Origin of the sequence: Actinopolyspora alba, assembly GCF_900112765.1 — a bacterium.
Taxonomy (GTDB): domain Bacteria; phylum Actinomycetota; class Actinomycetes; order Mycobacteriales; family Pseudonocardiaceae; genus Actinopolyspora; species Actinopolyspora alba.
Genome location: NZ_FOMZ01000002.1, coordinates 278,703 through 300,104 on the forward strand (window position 1 = coordinate 278,703; position 21,402 = coordinate 300,104).

Sequence of the window (21,402 nt, forward strand, 5' to 3'; positions counted from 1 at the left end):
AGAGCTCATCGCCTCGAATTCTTCACTCGACTCGTCGGTCGCACCCCTGGAACGGGGGCGTCGGTGGAAACGGGTCGCAGCAGTGACCAGGCCAGTACCGCCGCGATCACCTGCAGCGAGGCCGCGAGCAGGACTCCTTGCGTGTAGCCCGCGGCCAGCGCGGCCGGTTCCGGACTGCCGGTAGCGACGCGGTGCCGCAGCACGGTGGAAACGACCAGTCCGACAACCGCCACCCCGAAAGCGCTGGACAGTTCCCGTGACGCGGTGAGCACCCCGGAGGCGGTCCCCGCGTCGTCCTCGTCGCTGCTGTCCAACGCGTGGGAGGTGATCGGGGCGGTGAAGGCCGACCCCGCACCGATCAGCAACAGCGCCGGGACGCGCGGGAGTATCGCGGCGACGGTGTTGACCGCGGCGAGTCCGAACAGCCCCAGCGCGACCACACCGAGCCCGCAGGCGACCACCCGATGTGTGCCGAATCCACGGGCCGCCGGCCCCACCAGCGGTGTCGCGGCGGTCACCCCGAACGCGACCACCACCAGTGGGAGACCGGCCGTACCGGGGTCCAGACCGAGATAACTCTGGTGCACCAGCGGTGTGAAGAAGACCACGCCGCTGATGCCGAGCCCCCACAGCAGCAACAGCACGTTGGCTCCCGGGAAGACCCGTCCGCGCAACAACCGCCGCGGAACCAGGGGTTCGGCGGCACGGCGCTCACCGAGCACGAACCCCGCCAGCAGCAGTGCGCCGAGCACTCCCAGCGGCACTGACCACGAGGGCCCCGCACCGGTTTCCGAAGCTGTCACCAGTGCCGATGTCAGCAGCACCAGTCCGGTGGTCACCGCCAGCGCGGCGGGCAGGCGCACCTTCGCGGCGCGCCGCCGGTCTCCTTGTGAAGTGCCGAGCGAGACCAGCACCACGGCGGGCAGCACGAACGGCAGATTGCCGTAGAAGATCCAGCTCCAGTGCAGGTACTGCGAAACCACACCGCCCAGCCAGGGCCCGAGTGCCAGCGCGGCGGCCAGGGCCGCGGTCCAGGTGGCGGCGGCGGTGGCGCGCAGCCGTTCCGGGAGTTCGGTGCGCAGCAGTCGCAGCGTCCCCGGCACGATGAAGGCGGCGGCGACTCCCTGGCAAGCCCGTCCCAGCAGCAGCGGGACGGCGCCGCCCGCAGCGCCGCAGACCACGGCTCCGGCCGCGAACACACCGAAACCGGCCAGCAGCGCACGATCCCCGAGTCGGTCGAGCACGGTTCCCGCGACCAGCACCAACCCTGCGTAGGGCAGCATGTAGGCGATGCTGACCCACTGCAGTGTCGCGAGGCCGATTCCCAGGTCACGTCCCACGGAGGGCGCGGCGGCCGCGACGATCGTGTTGTCCAGCGCCGTGACGAAGCCGACGAACGCCACTACGGTCAGCACCGTCACGGGGGACCGTCCCGGGCTCGTCCCGACGCGAGCGGTGTCACTGGGGAGCACTGTCATGGGATCAGCTGATCGGGGCTCGTCATCGGATGCCGACACCTCCGGCTGGTCGAAATCGTGAACGGGATCTCGCGGGAGACACCCTTCCCGGCAACGGAGCAATCGTGGCCGGTGCACCGAACCGGGCCGGGGAGCCGAATCGACACATCCGGTCCACACACGACTCCCGAACGATCCGTTCCTCGCCACACCGAAGTCCGTGGCGGAAAGCTACTGCCGAAAAGATCTCCGCACAACCGAGAACCGCTGCGCCGGAAACGATCCATAATCACGGTGACAAACAGTGTCCGCACCGGACTCACTCCGGTGCGCGAAACCGCGCTGTTGGCACGCGGTTGCCATAACCGGAATCCGTAGTTGTCCGCGAAATGACAGAAAGACGAGCGAACCCGTTCGGCTGGTCGCTTTCCACTCGTTTGGAGCATTGAACCGGTTCCCTCGTACTCGGACGCTGAATTCGCCGTTTCACGCGTCCAACGGCTCGGAGCCGCCCCACGAGGAAATCGGGTTTCGGTTTGGGAGTCGGGGCGGAAACGGCGACCTGAAAATCCTCGGTCGCTGCGCACGAACGCGGTTTCACCCAGTGCGCTTCGGACGACCGGGAATTCGAGAGGAGCCAGGATGAACCGAGCGGCGCGACTACTGCGCGGTCTGGTGGCGGGCACGGGTGCCCTGGCACTGGCCACTGTCACCGGGATCGGGATGACGGGTGTTTCCAGTGCCGAGGCCACCGCGGTGGAAACCGGCCCACGACAGGACGACTTCCTGAGCGCGTTCGCGTACTCGCAGCAGCACCCGAACGCCGTACCCGCCGGATCGAACGATTTCTCGTGCGAACCGGGTGGCGAGCATCCGGATCCGGTGGTGCTGGTGCACGGGACCTTCGAGAATCGGTACGACAACTGGGCGGAGCTGTCACCGGAACTGGCCGAACGCGGCTACTGCGTGTTCTCGCTGAACTACGGCGGCGGCGCGAACAGCGCGATCAAGGGAACCGGCGAGATCACCCGTTCCGCCAGGGAGCTGAGCGGGTTCGTCGACCGGGTACTCGCCGCCACCGGGGCGGAGGAGGTGGACATCGTCGGACACTCCCAGGGCGGGATGATGCCCAGGTACTACATCGAGAACCTGGGCGGCGCTTCCGAGGTGGACTCGCTCGTCGGCCTCGTTCCGTCCAACCACGGCACCACGCTGTACGGGCTCAACCAACTGGCCGGATTCCTGCCCGAGGGGCAGCCCCCGTGCGCCTCGTGCACGCAGCAACTGGCGGGCTCCGACTTCATCACGGAGCTGAACTCGGACGGTGAAACGGTGCCGGGAGTGGACTACACCAACATCGCCACCAAGTACGACGAGGTGGTCACGCCCTACACCTCCGCCTTCCTGGAAGCCGGTCCCAACGTGACCAACCTGACGCTGCAGGACTTCTGTGCCATCGACCTGACCGAGCACATCGGTATCTCTTACAACGGAACGGCGCAGCAGCTGGTGTTCAACGCCCTCGATCCCGCCAACGCGCAGCGCCCCGGCTGCTGATGTAACGAGTGCCCGACGGGATCGCTCGGATGGTCGGTTAGCCGTCACGTGAGTCGGCGCCTTGCCGTGTTGGGCCGGCGCGGCGATTTCGCGAGAAATTGACACCGCGCCGAAGTCGGGGCGGAACCTCTGGCACGGCTCTCGCTGCGGGGAGGCCCGACATCGGGTAGCGACGTTCGTAACAGGGCTGCTCAAGTGGGGCGGGAACTCGGGTGACCGGGTTCCCGCTCACGCGTTCTCGCCGGTCCGCTGCTCGAGCGGTCCCGCCGCCAGCAGTGTCTTGAGTTCCGTCAAAGGCATCGCGGGCGCGAACAACCACCCCTGGAAAGTGTGCACACCGACGTCACGCAGCAACTCGAACTGTTCGAACGTTTCCACCCCCTCCGCGGTGCAGGTGCACCCGATCGCCTTGGCCAGATCGGCGATCGCCTTGATGACCATGAGGTCGGCCCGGGTGTTCGCGACATCGGCGACGAAACCCCGGTCGATCTTGATGACGTCGATGGGAAGTTCGCGCAACCGCGCCAGTGAGGAATACCCGGTGCCGAAATCGTCCACGGCGAACCGCAACCCCTGCTCGGTGAGTCCGCGCATGGTCCTTCTCCCCCGGTCGGAGAGATTGATCAACGAGGTTTCCAGCAGTTCCATGACCACGTGCCGCCGGTCGAGCCCGGTCTCGGCCTCGGTCGTGTCCAGCGTGGCCGCGAAATCCGGATCGCCGGGTGACAGTTCGGCGAGGTTGATCGACACCGCTGCCTGGTTCCCGTCGGGTTTGACGGGCCAGTCCGCGGCGTCACGCATGGCCGTGCGCAGTACGCACCGGTCGAGTTCCCCGAGCAGGTCGGCGCTCTCGGCCACCGGCAGGAACGTGTCGGGGCTGAGCAGCCCCCGTCTGGGATGGTGCCAGCGAACGAGTGCCTCGGCGGCCACGATCGCGCCGCTCGCACGGACTATCGGCTGGTAGAACAGCGTCAGCTCCTCGGACTCGAGCGCCGCGCGCAGCTCGCTCTCGAGCTCCACTTTGCGGTCCATCTCCGAGATGGTCCTCGGCCCGGCTACCGAGATCCGCCTGCGCTCGCTCGCCTTGGCTTCCATGACGGCAGCGCCCGCCGAACGCAGCAGGTCGTCGACGGTGGAGGTGGTCTCGTCGCCCACGGCTATGCCGATGGAGGCGGAGACCCGGATCGGTGGGTGTCCGCGCAGGTACACGGGACGGTGGAGTAGCTCGCCGACAGTGTCGGCGATCGTCTCGATTCCTCCCGCCGTGGCGGGCTCGGGGCACACGATCAGGTACTCGTCCGCTGCCATCCGGGCGGCCAGCCAGTCCCTCGGCAGGTCGCTGCGCATCCGCTTGGCCAGTTCGATGAGCAGCTCGTCCCCCGCCCGCAGCCCCAGTGATTCGTTGATCCGCCGGAAGTTGATGATGTCGCAGTACAGCATCGCGAAACCACGCGTGTCGGTTCCGCTGAGCAGCTCGTTGACCGCCGCTCGGTTCGGCAGCCCGGTCAGGCTGTCGTGCGTCGCCCAGTAGCGCCATTCCTCCGCGCGCCGGTGGCGTTCGGTGACGTCCTGGAACACCGCCAGCCAGAACGACTCCCCGCTGGCGCGAACAGATTTCGCGATGTGCAGTTCGCAAATCACCCGTCGTCCGTCAGCACGGATCATGGACCACTCCTGGGTGAGGTCCTCGTTCGGCGGTTTCCCGGAACGGAACGCCCGACGCAACGGTTCCCTGCCCGGCTCGTCCGGATGCACCATATTGGCGATGTGCGCGCCGCGCATCTCGTTCTCGTCGTAGCCGAGCAGCTCGCGCAGCGCCGGGTTGGAGTCGAGCACGTAGCCGTACCGGTCGAACACTCCGATGCCGACCGGTGTGAGTCCGAACAAGTCGCGGAACTGACGCAGCGAACGCTCCAGCCTGGAGTGCAGCTCGGTGTCGTCCCTGGTGACGCGGGCGAAACCCCGCAGCGTCCCCTCGCTGGACCACAGCGCGATGGTGGTCACGTGCGCCCAGAACCTGGTGCCGTCCTTGCGCACCCGCCAACCCTCGTCGGTGTGGCTGCCGAACCGGGCGGCCCGTTCGAGCAGTTCCTCCGGTTCGCCGGCGGCGAGCTGCTCTGCGGTGTAGAACACCGAGATGTTGTGCCCGATCACCTCCGCCGCCGAGGCACCGGTGATTCGTTCAGCTCCGGGGTTCCAGGTCGACACGACTCCGAACGGGTCGAGGGTGTAGACGGCGTACTCCCAGAGCGACGCGCCGAACCTGCCGATCAGTTCCTCCGCGTCGGCCCCGATACCGGGTCCGTTCTCCACTCCGCTCATCACCAGCTCCGGCCGCCGGGACACGACGACCCGCACGACCCGAGACGTCACCTGTATACCCGTCAGGCACGGAACTCACCCCGCGGAGCGAGCTCCGGAGGCTCCGGGAACGACGTCGCGGCCGTGAGGCCCGCCCCCGAGTGTCCGCCCGCCCCGCGGTGTGCGCACGGCACCGTAGGAAACGAAAAATGCTCGGCACAGCCGCCCGGTAGTGCTTGGTCCAGTAGTGCTTGGCCCAGTAGTGCTCGGTCGAGACTCACCGTGCCCGCGACGCGAGAGCCCGCTCCGGTTCCCGCCGAACGGTAGCGGGGGAGCGCGAAGTCAACGAATTCCCGCGACGGGAATCTCGAAGTGGACCGTGGAACCGTGCCCGGGATCCCGCCTGGCGTCGTGGACCTCCTTGGCGATGGCACGCCAGAAGGGCTCGGCACCGTCGATGGCCGGGTTGGTGTGCAGATAGATCGACTCGTAGCCGGGCACGGAGGCGATGAACGAGCAGGCCGACCGAACCAGTTCGGTGGCCAGTCCCTGCCTGCGGTGTTCCGGGTCCACGTAGGTGCGGAAGATCTGCGCCGTGGGGCCGGAGGGGTAGCGCTCGGCGATCCATGCCGGGTGGGGCGGACTCTTCGGGCCGTCGGCGCGTACCGAGGCGGTGCCCACGACCCGATCGCCGCGCACGGCGACGAACAGCGCGTGCCCCGGCGTGCGGAAGTAGGTTCCCTCGATGTCGATCACGTCGGCGTGCCATCGCGGCACGTAACCGTGCCCCAGCACCCGGTAGAAGGTGTCCAGCATCAGGGTGCGCGCACCCTCGACGTCGGCGGGTTCCGCGGGGCGAACCACGTACTCCCCCACCACCCGGGTCTCCTCGGTCATCTCGCTCCTTCGGGAGTTCTCGAACGGCTCGGAACGAGCACGGCAGTCGCCATGCGATGTCCGTTGCACAATAGTTGCATCGAATTCGTTCGTGCGGTTGGCCGGACACACCCGCTGAGCTGGAAAAGTTCTCGGATGCCGCGATGTCGTGATCGGCCGCACCTTGACAGGGCACCTACGGACTGTGAACGTCTGACTCCGGAACAACCGAACGACGGCGTCCAGGAAGCCGGTGCGACTCCGGCACGGTCCCGCCACTGTGAGTGGGTAGCCACCACCAACATGCCACTGTCGGATGAACCGACGGGAAGGCGGTGGACGGTGAGGAACCACGAGTCAGGAGACTGCCGCCGTCGTGCCGATTCGTACGGGGTCGCGGAGCCCCGGAGGAGGTAACGACGTTGCCGCACCGAGTTGCGAGCACGACACCGTTCGAGCCGTCCCGTCGCGGAAGCCGCGACGCACTCGCGCTGACACCCGCCCCACTCGGCGTGCGCGCCTGAACGACCTCTCGCCAACAGTCGCGGCCGACTCCTCCGATTCCCCGGAGCGAACCGGGACGCGCGGAGACACTTATGTCTACTACGGACTTGTCTTCTCCGGATCCTCATCGCACCGTGCTGGACGACCTGATCCGGCGCACCCGCACGGCAGCGAACGGGCTCCCCGACGAGAACACCCCACGGCGAACGACCGCCTCGGTGGCGTTCCGCACCGAACAGAGCGCACGACACGGCGGCAGAAGCACGGGATACGTGAACTCGGTGCTCAGCATCCGTGTCGGCGAGGTGATCGGTTCCTGCGCCACCGAGCCCGGCGAACTCCACGCGGGAGCGCTCACCGGGATAGCGGGCAGCAGTGTCGACGAGCTGCTCCGGCATCCCGTGACGGCGGTGCGGGTCGCCGCGCTGGACGCGTATCTGACCTGGCTCCGGCCACACACCTCCCATCCCGCTGCCCGAACCGTGCGTGTCCCAGCCGGCGACTCGCTGCGGAAGTCGACCGCGCGGGCCGAGATCGTGGCGAACCTGCTGCCCGAGAGCGCTACCGGCCCGGTGGCGGTGATCGGCGTGGTGAACTCGCTGCTGGCGGCGCTGACAGGACGCGGCTTCGACTACGTCCCCTGTGACCTCAAGGGTGGACACACCGAATGGGGCGAACCGATCCGGACCGAGCACTCCGAGGCGATCCGCGAGGCGGGATCGGTGCTGGCCTCCGGCATGGTGCTCGGCAACGGGACCTTCGACGAGATCGCGGCGCACTGCCGCGACAGCGGGGTACCGCTGGTGGTGTTCGCGCAAACCGGCAGTGCCGTGTTCCGGGAACTGCTCGGCGACGAGGTGACCGCCCTGTCCGCGGAGCCGTACCCGTTCTTCTGGCTGACCGGCGAGGCCGGTGACATCCACACCTACCCGGCCACGACCCCACCGCGGGCCGGCGAGCGCACCGAACCGGACACCGCCCCGCCACCCTCTCGGACGGCGCGTCGCACGGAAGGTGGTGCGGTGTGAGCGATCCGGAGCGCGTACCCGGCGACAGGAAGTACCACTCCCTCTCCGAGCTGGTCGGCAACACCCCGCTGCTGCGCGTCACCACCCCGCTTCCAGATCCGCAGCCGGGGTTCTGGGCGAAGCTCGAAGGACTCTCCCCCGGTGGTATGAAGGCCAGAGCGGCACTGTCCATGGTGACCGGAGCACGCCGCCGCGGCGAACTCGCCGAGGGCGGCACGATCGTGGAGTCCACCAGCGGAACCCTGGGTATCGGACTAGCCTACGTGGGAATCGCACTCGGCCACCCCGTGATCCTGGTGACCGACCGGGAGATCGACGCGCTGACGCTGGCACTGCTGCGCGCCCACGGTGCGCGGGTCGAGATCGTCGGAGAGCCGCACCCGCGAGGCGGTTGGCAGCGGGCACGCCGCGACAGGGTGAACGAGCTGCTGGCCGAGCACGCGGGAGCCTTCTGGCCGGATCAGTACAACAACCCGGACAACGCCGCGGGCTACGAACCCCTCGGTCGAGAGCTGCTGAACCAGCTCGACCGACTGGACACAGTGGTCTGCAGTGTCGGCACCGGTGGCCACAGTGCCGGTATCGCATCCGCCATCCGCCCGCACCGGCCGGACGTCCGCATCGTCGGAGTCGACTCCCCCGGTTCCACCCTGTTCGGCGAACCACCGGAGAAACGCCTGATGCGGGGCCTGGGAAGCAGTATCCATCCGGACAACGTCGCCTACGACCGGTTCGACGAGGTGCACTGGGTCGGCCCGGCCGAAGCGGCACGGACGTGTCGGGAACTTGCCCGGGGGAACTTCGTCAGCGGAGGCTGGAGCACCGGCGCGGTCGCTCTCGTCTCGGCCTGGTACGCGGCCGAGACCGGGTCGGACCGGATCGTGGGCGTCTTCCCGGACGGTCCACACCGCTATTGGGAAACCATCTACGACGACGAGTTCGTCGATCGCAACGGACTGCACACCACGCGGGGAGAGCGGCGTCCGGTCGGTCGGGAGGACGAGCGCCACGAGGGGACCGCCCGCTGGAGCAGGTCGCGCCGCGTGGCCGACCCGTGCCCGGGGCGTACCGCCGGAACCGACTGCCCGGTGTGCGGACAGGACGGTGCACTGTCTTGAGCAAAGCCGCTTTCCGCGGGTTGTCCCCCGCGGCACGACTGCTGGTCGTCAACCAGTTCGGCATCACCCTCGGCTTCTACATGCTGCTGCCGTTCCTGGCCTCGTACATGAGCGGGCAGCTGGGGTACGGCGCGGCCGTGATCGGGCTGGTGCTGGGAATCCGCAACCTCAGCCAGCAGGGCATGTTCCTCGTCGGCGGCACCGCGGCCGACCGGCTGGGATGCAGACCGATGATCATCACGGGCTGCGCGTTGCGCGTGGTGGCGTTCGGCTCGTTCGGGCTGTTCACCTCGCTGCCCGGGCTGATCGTCGCCGCCGTGCTCACCGGGCTCGCCGGTGCGCTGTTCAACCCCGCTGTGCGCACCTACCTCATCCACGAGGCGGGCGAGCGCAGGGCGGAGGCGTTCGCGGTGTTCAACGTGTTCGCCCACGCGGGCACCCTGGTCGGACCGCTGCTCGGTGCGGCGCTGCTCAGCGTCGACTTCCGGCTGATCGCCACCTCGGCCTGCTTCGCCTTCGCGGTGCTGACGGTCGCGCAGCTGGCGGTACTGCCACACCGGGACATCGAGCGGCAGGAGAACGGTGTGCTGGGCAGCTGGCGGGAGGTGATCGCCAACCGCCGTTTCGTGGCCTTCACGCTGTCGCTGTCGGCGTACTTCGCGCTGTACAACCAGCTGTACCTGACGATGCCGTTGGAGATTCAACGCGTCTCCGGACTGTCCTGGTCGATCGCCGCCGTGTTCGTGGTCTCCACGCTGATCGGGGTGTTCGGGCAGGTGCGGATCACCGACTGGTGCCGTCGCAACTGGGGCGCGGGACGCTCGGTCTCGACCGGGCTGTTCTGCATGGGTGCGTCCTTCCTACCGGTCCTGCTCACGAACCCGTTCATCCCGACGCACTCGGGCGCGGGCGACGGCTCCTGGGCCGGGATCGCGCTGGCCTGTCTGCCGGTACTGCTGGGCACGGTGCTGTTCACCGTGGGCATGGCCGTCACCAACCCCTTCGCCATGGAACTGCTGCCCATCGTGGGCAGCGAACGGCTGGCGGGCACGTACTACGGCTTCTACTACCTCGTTTCCAGCGTCGTGGCCGCGGCGGTGAGCTGGCTGGCGGGCAGCCTGCTCGACGGCTTCAGCGGCTCGGCACTGGGATGGCTGCCCTGGCTGGCGCTGCTCCTGGTGGGGATCGCCGGCGGCAGCGGCGCCGCGGCGATGCGGCGGCGCGGGCTGCTCGCTCGGTCGAGCGAGCCGAATCGATCGGAAGGAAAGGAGACCTCGGCGTGAACGCGGGAGGTATCAGCAGAAGACGGGTGCTGTCGACGACACTGGGCGCCCTGGCACTCGGCCCACTCGCGGCCTGCGGCGCGAACACGGGCGCGAGTTCGAGCGAGAACCGGCTGCGGGTGGCGTTCTCCACCTCCGGGGACCGGGAATCACTGGATCCGCACACCAGCACCCTGTTCGTCGACCAGGCCCGGTCGAAGGCACTTTTCGACACCCTGCTCGGTTACGACCAGGACATGAGCCTCATCCCCCGCCTCGCCGAGTCGTGGGAACCCGACGATACCGGCAAACGGTGGCGGATCCGGTTACGCGAGGCCAGGTTCCACGACAACAAGCCGGTGACCGCCGAGGACGTGCTCTACAGTTACCGACGCATCGCCGATCCCGCCACCGGGTCACCCGCCCAACCCCAGTTGTCGGGAGTGGATTTCGAGGCCAGCAAGGCGAGCTCGGACCGCGAACTCGTCCTGGTGCTGTCCGAACCGGACTTCACCTTTCCCGCCGCTATGGGCGCCCCCGCCACCGAGATCGTGCCCGCGGGCACCACGGACTTCGGCAAGCCGGTCGGCAGCGGCCCCTTCCGGTTCGTCTCGTTCGAGACCGGTGGATCGGCGGTGTTCGAGAAGTTCGCCGACCACTGGAACGGCGCCCCGAAACCGGCCGAACTGGAATTCGTGTCCGTCAACGAGGAGGACGCACGGGTGTCGGCACTGCTGTCCGGGCAGGTGCACTACTCGCACGACATCGGTGCCAACTCGGTGTCGACCGTGGACAACGACAGCGGGGCGAGGATCCTGGCCGCGCCGTACAGCACCATGCAGGCGGTGGCGTTCAAGGTGGACAGGCCACCGTTCGACGACAACCGGGTCCTGCGCGCGGTGCTCTCGGGCGTCGACCGCGAGGCGCTGGTCAAGGTCGTGCTCAACGAGCGCGGCAAGCTCGGCAACGACCTGTTCGGCAGGGGACTCAAGTACTACCCGGAGGAGATTCCGCAGCGCGAACGCGATGTGGACCACGCCCGCGGGCTGCTGCGCGAGGCCGGGGCGGAGGGGCTCGACTTCGAACTGCACACCAGCTCCGCCGACCCCTACTTCGAACCGGCCGCGAACCTGATCGCCGAGCAGCTCGGCGAGATCGGGCTGAAGGTCACTCCCCGGGTCGGCCCCTCCGAGACCTACTACTCGGACATCAAGAAGAAGGGCGTAGCCGGGCACACCAGAACGGCGACGCTGCCGATCACCAGCTACCTGTCCAAACGACTGCGCGAGGCGTCGGTCAGCGCCAACTACACCGGCTACGACTCGTCCGAGTTCGACAACCGCTACGACCAGGCCGTCGCCACGCCGGACGAGCGGAAGCGCGACGAGCTGCTCACCGAGGCACAGCGGCACGCACGCGACCACGGCGGCATGATGGTCTGGGGGTTCAGCGACTGGAACGTCGGAGTGTCCAAGCGGGTCAGCGGTCTGCGCGCGGCCACGCCGAACTCGACGCGCTGGGCCAGGTTCGACGAGGCCGAACTGGGTTGACACTCGCGTACGTACCGAGACGGGTGGCGGTCGCGGTACTGCAGATCCTCGGTGTCGCCGTGGCGGTCTTCGCGCTGAGCGCGCTGCTGCCCGGCGACACCGCGGTGGTGATCCTGGGCAAGCACGGCACCCCGGAGCAGATCGAGGCGCTGCGGCAGCGGCTGGGCCTGGACGAACCGTTCGTGCGGCGCCTGCTGACCTGGTTCGGAGGTCTGGCGCACGGCGATCTCGGCACCTCGCTGCTGACCGGCGCGCCGGTCACCGCCGAGCTCGCCGACGGACTGGCCACCACCGCCGTGCTCACCGGTGTCGCGCTGGCGGTGATCGTACCGCTGGCGCTGCTCATCGGAGTCACCACCGGGCTGCGCCAGGGCTCACGGTTGGACAGGGCGGTCAACTCCGTCATCGTGGTGCTCGACTCGATACCGGAGTTCGCGCTGGGACTGCTGCTGGTGGCGCTGTTCTCACTGCGGCTGGGCTGGTTGCCCGCCACCGCGGCCGGGCTTTCCGGGACCTCGCTGGCGACGCACCCCGCGGTGCTGGTGCTTCCGGTGGTCGTGCTGGTGTGCAAACAACTCTGCGCGCTGGCCCGGCAGATCCGGATCGGGGTGGCCGAGGCCAACACCGCGGAGTACACCCGGCACGTCCGTACGCACGGACTGCGGGAAAGCACCGTGCTGTTCAAGCACGTGCTGCCGAACGCGGCAGGACCATCGGTGCAGCAGCTCGCGCGCACCGTGGACGGCCTGCTGGGAGGCGTGGTGGTCGTGGAAGCGCTGTTCGCCCTTCCCGGACTGGGTTCGGGTTTCGTCGACGCGGTGATGGCTCGCGACCTGCCCACGGTGCAGGGCTACGCGCTGGTGTTCGCGGGTACGACGGTGACGGTCAACCTGCTCGCCGACATCGCCGCGTACCGACTGGTACCGCGACACCGGAGTGCGTCTTGAACCGATCACGGCACCGTTTCCCGATCACGCCGATCGGCTGGCTCCTGCTGCTGGTGCCGGTGCTGACGGCGTTCCTCGGACCGCTGGTGGCCGGTTCGACGCGCTCGGAGGGTGGTTCGCTCTCACCTCCCGGCCCCGAACATCCGCTGGGCACCGACGAGCTCGGGCGTGACGTGCTGGCGCTGGCGCTCAGCGGCGGCACCTCCATCGTGACCATGGCCGCGGCCGCGCTGCTGCTGTCCTACCTGATCGGGGTTCCGATCGCGCTGGTAATCGCCGGGGGACGACGGCGGTGGGCGGACCGACTGGTGCTGCGGCTGCTGGACTTCCTGCTGGCGCTGCCCGGACTGCTGGTGCTGCTTGTGCTGGCGGCGACCGGCTGGCGGGGCACCACGACACTGGTACTCGCGATAGCCACGCTGCAGCTGCCCGCCGTGGTTCGGATAGCGCGCACCGCCGCGCTGAGTCCCGGGACCAGCACCGCGGTGGAGTCGATGCTCATGCAGGGCGAGGGGCGTGCCCGGATCAGGCTGGGCTATCTCGGCCGCTCGGTGCTCGGGCCGGTGCTGGTGGACGCGGCGTCCCGGCTCAGCCTGGTGCTGTACCTGATGGCCTCGGCGAACTTCCTGGGGCTCGGTCTGGCCTCGTCGGCCACCGACTGGGCGGTGTTGATCGAACTGAACCGGGACGCGCTGTTCATCCAGCCGTGGGCGGTGACCGTTCCCGCACTGCTACTGGTGTCGCTGTGTACGGGGGTCAATCTCGTGGTGGACCGGAGCCTGTCGAACCGACGGACGGTACGACGTTGAACCGACCACTTCTCGAAATCACCGGCCTGGCGGCGAACGCGGTGGGAACCCGCCTGCTCGACGACGTGACGCTGGGCGTGAATCCCGGGGAAACACTTTGCGTGCTCGGGGAGTCCGGCAGCGGCAAGACAACACTGGGGCTGGCCGCACAGGGCGAGCACGGCACCGGTGTCGAGCTGTCCGGCAGCGTACGGCTACGCGGGCTGGATCTGCTCTCGCCGCGTGAACGGCGACGGCGAGCCGCGCGCTCCCGGAGGATCGGTTACCTGCCCCAGCACCCGGCCGCGGTGCTCAATCCGGCGCGGCGGATCGGCAGTGTGCTCGGTGAACTGGCCCCGCCGAGCCACCGGACCCGCGAGCGACGCCGCGACGCGGTTCGCCGGGCGCTCGAATCGGCGCACCTGCCCCCGGACGAGCGCCTGCTGCGGCGGTTTCCGCACCAGCTCTCCGGGGGACAGCAACAGCGCGTGGCCCTGGCCCACGCGCTGATCACCGAGCCCGAACTGTTGATACTGGACGAACCCACCAGTGGCCTGGACACGGTGACCCGGGCCGAAACCGTCGACACGCTGCGCGAGCTCACCGGCGCGGGGACCGGGGTGCTGCTGCTGACGCACGACCTCGGGTTGGCGCGGGAACTGGCGGACGGGGTGACGGTGCTGCGCGGCGGGGAGGTCGTGGAGCGGGGAGCCACCGGAAGGGTGATGCGCGAGCCGGCGCACGAGTACACCGGTGCGCTGCTCGCGGCCGAACCACGGCTCCCGGTGTCCGGACACGGAATCGCCGAACCGGATCCGTCGCCCTCGGTGGGTGGTCTGCGGGCGGACGGTCTCCGCAGTACGAGTCCCACCGGTGTCCCGCTGCTGCACGAGGCCGAACTGGCCGTGCCCCCGGGACACCGCGTTGCCGTCGTGGGACGTTCCGGGGCGGGCAAGACCACGCTGGCACGCTGTCTCGCCGGGCTCACCCCGGCCGATTCCGGTCGGATCGAGCTCGACGGCGCCGTACTGGACAACGACATCCACCGACGGAGCAGACGGCAGCGCGGCGCGGTGCAGTACGTACACCAGGACGCCAGGGCCTCCTTCGACGAGTTCCGCACCGTCGGAGGGCAACTGGCCCGCACCGTCCGGCTGAACCGGGGTGGCACCCGACGGTCGGCGCGGGAGGCGACGGCACGTGCGCTCCGCTCCGTGGGGTTGGACGAGGCCACGCACGAGCGGCGTCCGGCCGAGCTCTCGGGAGGACAGCTGCAACGCGCGGCACTGGCCCGGGCGTTGCTGGCCGAACCGGCCGTGCTGATCTGCGACGAGATCACGGCCGCGCAGGACGTGGTCAACCAGTCCGAACTGCTCGGGCTGCTGCGCGAGATCACCGAACGTTCCGCGATCGGACTCGTGCTGATCAGTCACGACCTGGCAGCGGTGGCACCGTTGGCCGACGAGGTGCTGGTGATGGCGGAGGGGCGCTGCGTGGAACGGGCTCCTACCGGAAGGTTGCTGGGATCGCCCCGATCGACCGTGGCAACCCGTCTCGTCACCGCCGCGCGGCGGTAGCACTCGACCTGCCCGGCGGCGGCGATTTCGCGAGAAATCGACGCCCCCAGGGCCATGCGCCTCAGCCGCACGGCGATTTCGCGAGAAATCGACACCACCGACGCTGCGCACCGGCACCACCGAACTCCCACCACCCTCGCAGGCCGAACCCCGACCACCCTCGCGGTCGGCACCGCCGCGGATTCTGCGTGTGGTTCGTTGCTCGCGCGTCGTTCTTCGGCGCGCGGCGCCGAAACACCCACGCACGCAGCCCGCACCGCCGCGGGTTCTCTCGTGCGGCTCTCGCGAGGACGGCTCCGACGTTGTGTAGTCGCTACCCGATGTCGGGGCACCCGCAGCGAGAGCCGCACGAGAGGTTCCGCCACCCGGCCACCTCGACGAACCGAGCGGCGAACCCCTACTCGGTGGAGGTCCATTCGAAGTGGACGCGGTGCGGGAAGTGGTCGGACAGCGGCTCGCCGGATTCGTCCAGGAAAGCGGTGTGCTCGTTGCCGTACTCGATCGCCGTGAGGTCGAGACCACCGCCGTCGCGGTACAGAATCTTGTCCACCACCTCGCAGGAGTCGCTCGGCGCGTCGGGGTCGCACTCCAGCGGAGCGGCACCGGCGGCGGGACGGTTCCCACCCCGTTCGAGCCGCACCCAGGGGTCGGTGAGCCCGTTGGCGTCGACCAGTTGGCGAATGTTGTCGCCCTCCCTGGTGTATCGGGTGTTGGTGTCGCCCATGACGATCACGGCCCTGTCCCGCGAGTTCCGCTGGATGTACTCGGAGAGCTGGGTCAGGTTGGACCGACGGGCCGCGAGATCGCCGGAGTCGGTTCCCGCGTTGGCGTGCACGTTGTACAGGTCGAACCCGGTTCCCGCGGCGAGTTCTATCCGGGCGTGGCTGAAGCCTTTCGGCGTCAGACAGTCGGTTCCGTAGCAGTCGTCCCAGGTGATCCGTCGGAAGTCGGTGATCGGATCACGGGAGAGCGTGTTGAGTCCGTCGCCGAAGACGGCGGGACCACTGGTCTCGGTGCGATACCGGTGGTCGTCGGCGGCGTACAGCTCGTCGTGGTAGTTGAAGTCCTCCTGAACGTTGACCAGGTCGTAGTGCGGCAGCCGCTCACTGATCAACGGTGTGTTGGTCGCCGGGTCGCTGCCGGAGATAAAATCGGGCAGTCCGGCCACGTTGTAGGTCAGTGCGGAGAAGCTCCCGTCGGTTCGGGGCTGTTCGGCCGCGTGCGCGGCCCCGGAACCGGTGACCAGCGGCACGGCCAACGTGATCGAGCAGAGGGCCGCGGCCGAGCAGAGGGCTGCGACCGAGCGGAGGGCGCTGCGTCGAGGCATGTCGTTACTCCGAATGAGACGGCGATCACCAAACGAATACGAAAACAACTCGCATTGAAGGTACGGTCGGGCGCCCGGCACCTCAACCCGCGACAGGAGCACCCGGAAACGGCCGTCGGAAGTATGCTCTGTGCCATGCCGAGCGAATCGCCCGACTTGCGTGCGTCAGACGACGACAGGGAACAGATCGCGACCCTGCTGCGACAGGCACAGCAGGAAGGTCGGTTGACGCTGAACGAGTTCGACGAGCGGGTCGCCGAGGCGTACCGCGCGCGAACCTACAGCGAGCTGGCACCGCTGATCAGCGATCTGCCCGACGAGACCGGCAACGCGGCGGGGACCGGCACGTCCTCCCGTGACTCGACCTCGGACTCGACTCCGGGCAGGACGGCGGTGGGGATCATGAGCTACACCGAGCGCGCCGGACCCTGGCACGTGCCGCCGCGTTTCGCCACGTTCGCCTTCTGGGGCGGTGGCAGCATCGACCTCCGGGATGCCTACCTCGACGCGGACGAGGTCGAGATCCGCTGCTACGCGATCATGGGCGGAATCGAGGTCATCGTGCCCCCGGGCACCAGGATCGAGGACCGGTGCGCCGCGATCATGGGCGGTGTGGAGCGAGAGGTGCGCGGCGCGGCCGCGCAGAGCGAGATCAAAGTACTCATAACTGGTTTCGCGTTCTGTGGCGGAGTGAGCGTCTACAGCAAAGAGCCCGGTGAGCGAGCCGACTGAGCGGTGCGGATTCAACCGGCCGTCCCGACCGGGGTGAGATCGTCCCCTGCCGGATGCACCGCCCGGGCTTCGGCCAACCGCCGCCGAGCCGTCACCGTGTCGGCCGTGAGCACAGTGGTCAGCGATCCCCCACCCGCCAACGGCTGCAGTGCCCAGTCCACCTCCGAACGCGGCTCGGGATCCCGGTCCCAGACCACGACCTCGTTGGCCAGCACCCGGGCGCCTCCGAGGTGGGCGTGGCTGGCACGCAACCGCTGCCGCCCGGGCTCGAAGGTGTGTCGCAACAGCGGTCTGCCCGCGCGCTCCAGGCTCGTGCTGGTCACCAATCCGCCCGGTGTCTCCCCGGTGCGCCCCAGCACCAACGTCTCCCGGAAGCAGGCCCGCGCCGAGTCGGCCAGTCGCACCGAGAGGTCGGCACGGTGCTCGGCGCGGGAGGTCACCACCGTGGGCTCGGGCAGGTACTCGACGGTGCCGCCCTCCTCCACGTCGACGCTGATCGAGCCGCGGCTGCCACCGGGACCGTGCCCCGGCAACGCCAGCGAAGCCGCGATGCCGCGCAACAGCAGCCGGGCACCGGCACCGACCCGGACCCGCAGCGTGAGGTCGTCCCCGCCCAGCGGCGAGGTGGCCGAGCCCACCAGGTGCACGACCGCCCCTCCCGTCGCTGGGGTGCCACGACGGCGCGGCACCAGGGTCAGCGGTGCCATCGAGCGCAGCTGCCGCACCACCGTGTTGCCCGCACCGTCGAGCTCGACGGTCAACGAAGCGACCGACTTCATTCCGCGCTCGGCCCCACGGCGGCTCGGTGCTCCGCGACCTGCCGCCTGACCCAGTCGGCAGTCGCCGAGGCTGCCGGATCCTCGGTCAGCGACTGCGCGAGCACGGCCAGCTCACCACGCATCCGGTGGGCGTCGGCGAGCATGACCGCCATGTCCGCACCGACCCGTTCGGCCAGATCCACCTTGTTGACGACCAGCAGATCGGCGGTGGTCACGCCCGGTCCGCCCTTGCGGGGAACCTTGTCACCGCCTGCCACGTCGACCACGAAGACCTGCACGTCCGCCAACCCGCGGCTGAACACCGCGGTGAGGTTGTCGCCGCCGCTCTCGACGAGCACGAGATCCAGCGAGGCGTAGCGCTGTTGCAGCCGCTCCACCGCGTCCAGGTTCGCGGTGATGTCGTCCCTGATGGCGGTGTGCGGGCAGGCACCGGTCTGCACCGCCTCGATCCGACCGGGATCCAGCACTCCCGCCTGCCGCAGGAAGTCCGCGTCCTCGGTGGTGTAGATGTCGTTGGTTACCACGGCGAGTTCGAGTTCGCTCCCGAGGGTGCGGCACAGCGCCGCGGTCAACGCGGTCTTGCCGCTGCCGACCGGACCTCCGATGCCGATCCGCACCGGCCTGCTGCCCGAGGCCGCGGGCGCGAACGGATCGGGGCCCGCCGCGGTCGGGTCGAAATCGACCGGATGGCGGTGGCCGTTCTGGCCGTGTACGTGATGCTGGTGTTCAGCTTGCAAAGAGCCGCACCTCTTCCCGGTGGTGTCGTTGGTGTTGTTCGGCGAGCAGATCGAGTGCCGGAGAACTGGCACCAGGAAGGTTCTCGGGCCGGTGGCCCGCCGTCCGTGCCGCTTCCGCCGCGATGCGCTCGGTATCGGCCCGCAACGCGGTGACCGCCGCGTTGGCCGCGAACGGGTCCAGCCCCAGCAGCCGAACCGCGGCGGACGCCGGACCGCTGACCGACAGATAGGCCACCACGGAAGCGGCATCGGTCGGTGAAGCGGACGCGCCCGCCCCGAGCAGCACACCGACCACGATCGGATGATGTGGACTGCCAGTTGTGGCGAGTAGCTCGTCGAGGGCCCGCGAGGGCCACGCCGCCCGGCCCGAGCGAAGCGTGCCCCGGCCCTGCGCACGGCTCGCCGCGCGCTGGGCGGGCGACGGTGTTCTCGCCTCGAGTTCGGCGTCCAACAGCGACCAGTGGTCCGGACGCACTCCCCTGGCGGCGGCGTGTGCGGCGGCAGCGGCGAAGACCGCCGTCTGCGCACCGGCTCCGTGCAACCTGCCGTGGAGGAACTCGGCCAACTGCTCCGGTCCGGACACGGTGCCGCGGTGCACCGCCTCCTCCAGACCACCGGAGTGCGCGTGACCACCGCCGGGGAACCGTGAGTCGGCGAGCGCGAGCGTCGCGAGTGAGACCGTGGGCATCGCGGTCATCAGAACAGGAAGTAGCGCTGCGCCATGGGAACCTCGGATACCGGCCGGGGCTCGACGAGTTCACCGTCCACCCGCACCGCGAAACTGTCCGGATCGACCCGCACGTCCGGGGTGGCCTCGTTGTGCCGCATGTCCTGCTTCGTCACAGCGCGCGTGTCGGAGGTCGCGACGAGCTCTCGACGCAGCCCCAACCGTTCCGCCAACCCCGTTCCGAGCGTCTCGGGGGCCACGAAGGACACCGATCCCGCTGCGGCCGCTCGCGGTTCCGCACCGAACATCGGGCGGGACAGCACCGGCTGCGGTGTGGGTATGGAGGCGTTGGCGTCGCCCATCGCTGCCCGCACCGCGAATCCACTCTTGAACACCGCGTGCGGTCGGACTCCGAAGAACTTCGGCTCCCACAGCACGAGGTCGGCGAGCTTGCCCACCTCGACGGATCCGACGGAGCCGTCGATACCGTGCGCGATCGCCGGGTTGACGGTGTACTTGGCGATGTAGCGGCGGGCGCGTCGGTTGTCCGCGGTGTCGTCGCCCGGCAGAGTTCCCCTGCCGCGTTTCATGACGTGCGCCGTCTGCCAGGTGCGGGTGACCACCTCACCGATCCTGCCCATGGCCTGCGCGTCCGAACCGATCATGGAAATCGCGCCGAGGTCGTGCAGCACGTCCTCGGCCGCGATGGTGGTCGGTCGGATGCGGCTCTCCGCGAAGGCCAGGTCCTCCGGGACCGAGGGGTTCAGGTGGTGGCAGACCATCAACATGTCCAGGTGCTCGTCGATGGTGTTGACCGTGTGCGGCCTGGTCGGATTGGTCGAGGAGGGCAGCACGTGGGAGTGGCCCGCCACCTTGATGATGTCCGGTGCGTGCCCGCCGCCGGCTCCCTCCGCGTGGTAGGCGTTGATCGACCTGCCCGCCACGGAATCCAGAGTGGACTCCAGGAAACCGGCCTCGTTGAGCGTGTCGGTGTGGATGGCCACCTGGACCCCACTGCGATCAGCGGCGCGCAGCGCGGCGTCGATGGCCGCGGGGGTGACGCCCCAGTCCTCGTGCAGCTTGAGCCCTCCGGCACCGCCACGCAGCTGCTCGGTCAGCGCCTCCTGGCTCGCCGTGTTCCCCTTTCCCAGCAGCAGGGTGTTCACCGGCGCGGTCTCCAGCGCGAGCAGCATCCGGGAGAGGTTCCACTCGCCGGGCGTGACCGTGGTGGCCTTGGACCCCTCGGCCGGGCCGGTGCCACCTCCGATGAGGGTGGTGACGCCGGAAGCCAGCGCGGCCTCGATCTCCTGCGGGCAGATGAAGTGCACGTGGCAGTCGATGGCGCCGGCGGTGAGAATCCTGCCGTTGCCCGCGACGATCTCGGTCGCCGGGCCGATCACCATCGCGGGATCGACCCCGTCGGCGGTGTCCGGATTGCCCGCCTTGCCGATGCCGACGATCCGCCCGTCACGCACGGCCACGTCGGCCTTGACCACACCCCAGTGGTCGAGGATCACCGCTCCGGTGATGACCAGGTCCGGTGCCCCCTCGGCCCTGGTGGCGGTCGACTGCCCCATGGACTCGCGCACGACCTTGCCACCGCCGAACACCGCCTCCTCGCCGGATCCGTGCGGACCGGTCGCCAAATCCTCGGTGATCTCCACGAGCAGCTCGGTGTCGGCGAGCCGGATCCGGTCACCGGTGGTGGGCCCGAACAGTTCCAGGTAGCGCTCCCGGTCGATCTCCTTGGGATCGCTGTGGTCAGTCATGCGGGTCCTTTCCGGATCGCTCCGGATCCTCGGTCTCGGAGCTGCCGTCCCGGAAACGGCCGGGATCGAGACGGATGGGGTCGAGACGGGCGGCATCGAAAGACACGGAGTCGAGGGAGCCCGCGAACTCGGGACGAAGCCCCGGCACGGTGCGCGCACCCCCGATCGGAACCAGCTCGACCTCGCGTTCGATCCCCGGTTCGAAACGCACCGCGGTGCCCGCGGCGATGTCCAGCCGCTGACCCCATGCGGCGTCCCGGTCGAACTCGAGCCCCGGGTTGGCCACGGCGAAGTGGTAGTGCGAGCCGACCTGCACCGGACGGTCGGCAAGGTTGCGGACGGTCAGCCGCACCCGAGTCCGTCCCGGGTTGAGGGGCACGGGCTCGGCGGCGGGAATGATCTCTCCGGGATACACGCGGACTCCTG

The 21,402-nt window shown here is 69.1% G+C and carries 18 protein-coding genes and 1 riboswitch; of the genes, 9 read left to right on the forward strand and 9 right to left on the reverse strand.

Annotation, left to right across the window (positions count from 1 at the left end; translation table 11 throughout):
• Nucleotides 1-5: 5 nt before the first annotated feature.
• Nucleotides 6-1,478 carry an MFS transporter gene (locus tag BM150_RS03880; protein WP_092923967.1) on the reverse strand — a complete coding sequence of 491 codons (1,473 nt, stop codon included), beginning with the start codon at nt 1,476-1,478 and terminating at the stop codon, nt 6-8.
• A 621-nt stretch (nt 1,479-2,099) separates the two neighbouring features.
• On the opposite strand from BM150_RS03880, the gene BM150_RS03885 reads away from it, so the two are divergent.
• The gene (locus BM150_RS03885) at nt 2,100-3,014 is read left to right on the forward strand and encodes an esterase/lipase family protein (protein WP_092923970.1); all 915 of its coding nucleotides are present in this window, start codon (nt 2,100-2,102) and stop codon (nt 3,012-3,014) included.
• Between the two features lie 228 nt (nt 3,015-3,242).
• Here the strand turns inward: BM150_RS03885 and BM150_RS03890 are convergent, their stop codons facing one another.
• Both BM150_RS03890 and BM150_RS03895 read right to left on the reverse strand, forming a co-directional pair.
• Nucleotides 3,243-5,336, reverse strand: coding sequence for a putative bifunctional diguanylate cyclase/phosphodiesterase (locus BM150_RS03890; protein WP_092924423.1), 2,094 nt, complete (start codon nt 5,334-5,336; stop codon nt 3,243-3,245).
• A gap of 321 nt (nt 5,337-5,657) precedes the next feature.
• Nucleotides 5,658-6,212 carry a GNAT family N-acetyltransferase gene (locus BM150_RS03895; protein WP_217641339.1) on the reverse strand — a complete coding sequence of 185 codons (555 nt, stop codon included), beginning with the start codon at nt 6,210-6,212 and terminating at the stop codon, nt 5,658-5,660.
• A 198-nt stretch (nt 6,213-6,410) separates the two neighbouring features.
• Nucleotides 6,411-6,581: riboswitch (cobalamin riboswitch) on the forward strand.
• Between the two features lie 221 nt (nt 6,582-6,802).
• Here BM150_RS03895 and BM150_RS03900 point away from each other — a divergent pair.
• Genes BM150_RS03900 through BM150_RS03930 form a run of 7 tightly spaced genes read left to right on the forward strand, consistent with a single transcriptional unit; the run spans nt 6,803 to nt 14,965 of the window.
• Nucleotides 6,803-7,723, forward strand: a complete 921-nt coding sequence (locus BM150_RS03900; protein WP_175496672.1) for a hypothetical protein — start codon at nt 6,803-6,805, stop codon at nt 7,721-7,723.
• Nucleotides 7,720-8,841: a PLP-dependent cysteine synthase family protein gene (locus BM150_RS03905; RefSeq protein ID WP_092923973.1), complete on the forward strand. Its 1,122-nt coding sequence runs from the start codon at nt 7,720-7,722 to the stop codon at nt 8,839-8,841. Before BM150_RS03900 ends, BM150_RS03905 begins: the two co-directional genes overlap by 4 nt.
• A complete protein-coding gene (locus BM150_RS03910; protein WP_217641340.1) occupies nt 8,838-10,124 on the forward strand; it encodes an MFS transporter in 1,287 nt (428 codons plus the stop codon). Before BM150_RS03905 ends, BM150_RS03910 begins: the two co-directional genes overlap by 4 nt.
• Nucleotides 10,121-11,653 (forward strand): ABC transporter substrate-binding protein, encoded by a 1,533-nt coding sequence (locus BM150_RS03915; RefSeq protein WP_175496656.1) that lies wholly within the window; start codon nt 10,121-10,123, stop codon nt 11,651-11,653. Before BM150_RS03910 ends, BM150_RS03915 begins: the two co-directional genes overlap by 4 nt.
• The gene (locus BM150_RS03920; protein ID WP_217641341.1) at nt 11,650-12,600 is read left to right on the forward strand and encodes an ABC transporter permease; all 951 of its coding nucleotides are present in this window, start codon (nt 11,650-11,652) and stop codon (nt 12,598-12,600) included. Before BM150_RS03915 ends, BM150_RS03920 begins: the two co-directional genes overlap by 4 nt.
• On the forward strand, nt 12,597-13,409 hold the full coding sequence (locus BM150_RS03925; protein ID WP_217641342.1) for an ABC transporter permease subunit: 813 nt from the start codon (nt 12,597-12,599) through the stop codon (nt 13,407-13,409). Before BM150_RS03920 ends, BM150_RS03925 begins: the two co-directional genes overlap by 4 nt.
• Nucleotides 13,406-14,965, forward strand: coding sequence for an ABC transporter ATP-binding protein (locus tag BM150_RS03930; RefSeq protein ID WP_175496673.1), 1,560 nt, complete (start codon nt 13,406-13,408; stop codon nt 14,963-14,965). Before BM150_RS03925 ends, BM150_RS03930 begins: the two co-directional genes overlap by 4 nt.
• Before the next feature lie 397 nt (nt 14,966-15,362).
• On the opposite strand, the gene BM150_RS03935 is transcribed toward BM150_RS03930, so the two are convergent.
• Complete coding sequence (locus tag BM150_RS03935; RefSeq protein ID WP_175496674.1) at nt 15,363-16,292, reverse strand: exonuclease/endonuclease/phosphatase family protein; 930 nt, start codon at nt 16,290-16,292, stop codon at nt 15,363-15,365.
• Between the two features lie 135 nt (nt 16,293-16,427).
• Between BM150_RS03935 and BM150_RS03940 the strand changes: the two genes are divergently transcribed.
• A complete protein-coding gene (locus BM150_RS03940) occupies nt 16,428-17,024 on the forward strand; it encodes a DUF1707 SHOCT-like domain-containing protein (RefSeq protein ID WP_175496675.1) in 597 nt (198 codons plus the stop codon).
• An 11-nt stretch (nt 17,025-17,035) separates the two neighbouring features.
• On the opposite strand, the gene BM150_RS03945 is transcribed toward BM150_RS03940, so the two are convergent.
• From BM150_RS03945 to BM150_RS03965, 5 genes are read right to left on the reverse strand one after another with little or no spacing between them, the layout of a single operon-like run.
• Nucleotides 17,036-17,803: an urease accessory protein UreD gene (locus BM150_RS03945; RefSeq protein ID WP_092923984.1), complete on the reverse strand. Its 768-nt coding sequence runs from the start codon at nt 17,801-17,803 to the stop codon at nt 17,036-17,038.
• Nucleotides 17,800-18,540, reverse strand: coding sequence for an urease accessory protein UreG (gene ureG, locus BM150_RS03950; protein ID WP_092923987.1), 741 nt, complete (start codon nt 18,538-18,540; stop codon nt 17,800-17,802). Before ureG ends, BM150_RS03945 begins: the two co-directional genes overlap by 4 nt.
• Nucleotides 18,530-19,228, reverse strand: coding sequence for an urease accessory protein UreF (locus tag BM150_RS03955; protein ID WP_092924433.1), 699 nt, complete (start codon nt 19,226-19,228; stop codon nt 18,530-18,532). The genes ureG and BM150_RS03955 overlap by 11 nt, the downstream gene beginning before the upstream one ends.
• A gap of 8 nt (nt 19,229-19,236) precedes the next feature.
• On the reverse strand, nt 19,237-20,976 hold the full coding sequence (locus BM150_RS03960) for an urease subunit alpha (RefSeq protein WP_092923989.1): 1,740 nt from the start codon (nt 20,974-20,976) through the stop codon (nt 19,237-19,239).
• Complete coding sequence (locus tag BM150_RS03965) at nt 20,969-21,391, reverse strand: urease subunit beta (RefSeq protein WP_092923992.1); 423 nt, start codon at nt 21,389-21,391, stop codon at nt 20,969-20,971. Before BM150_RS03965 ends, BM150_RS03960 begins: the two co-directional genes overlap by 8 nt.
• Between the last annotated feature and the right edge of the window lie 11 nt (nt 21,392-21,402).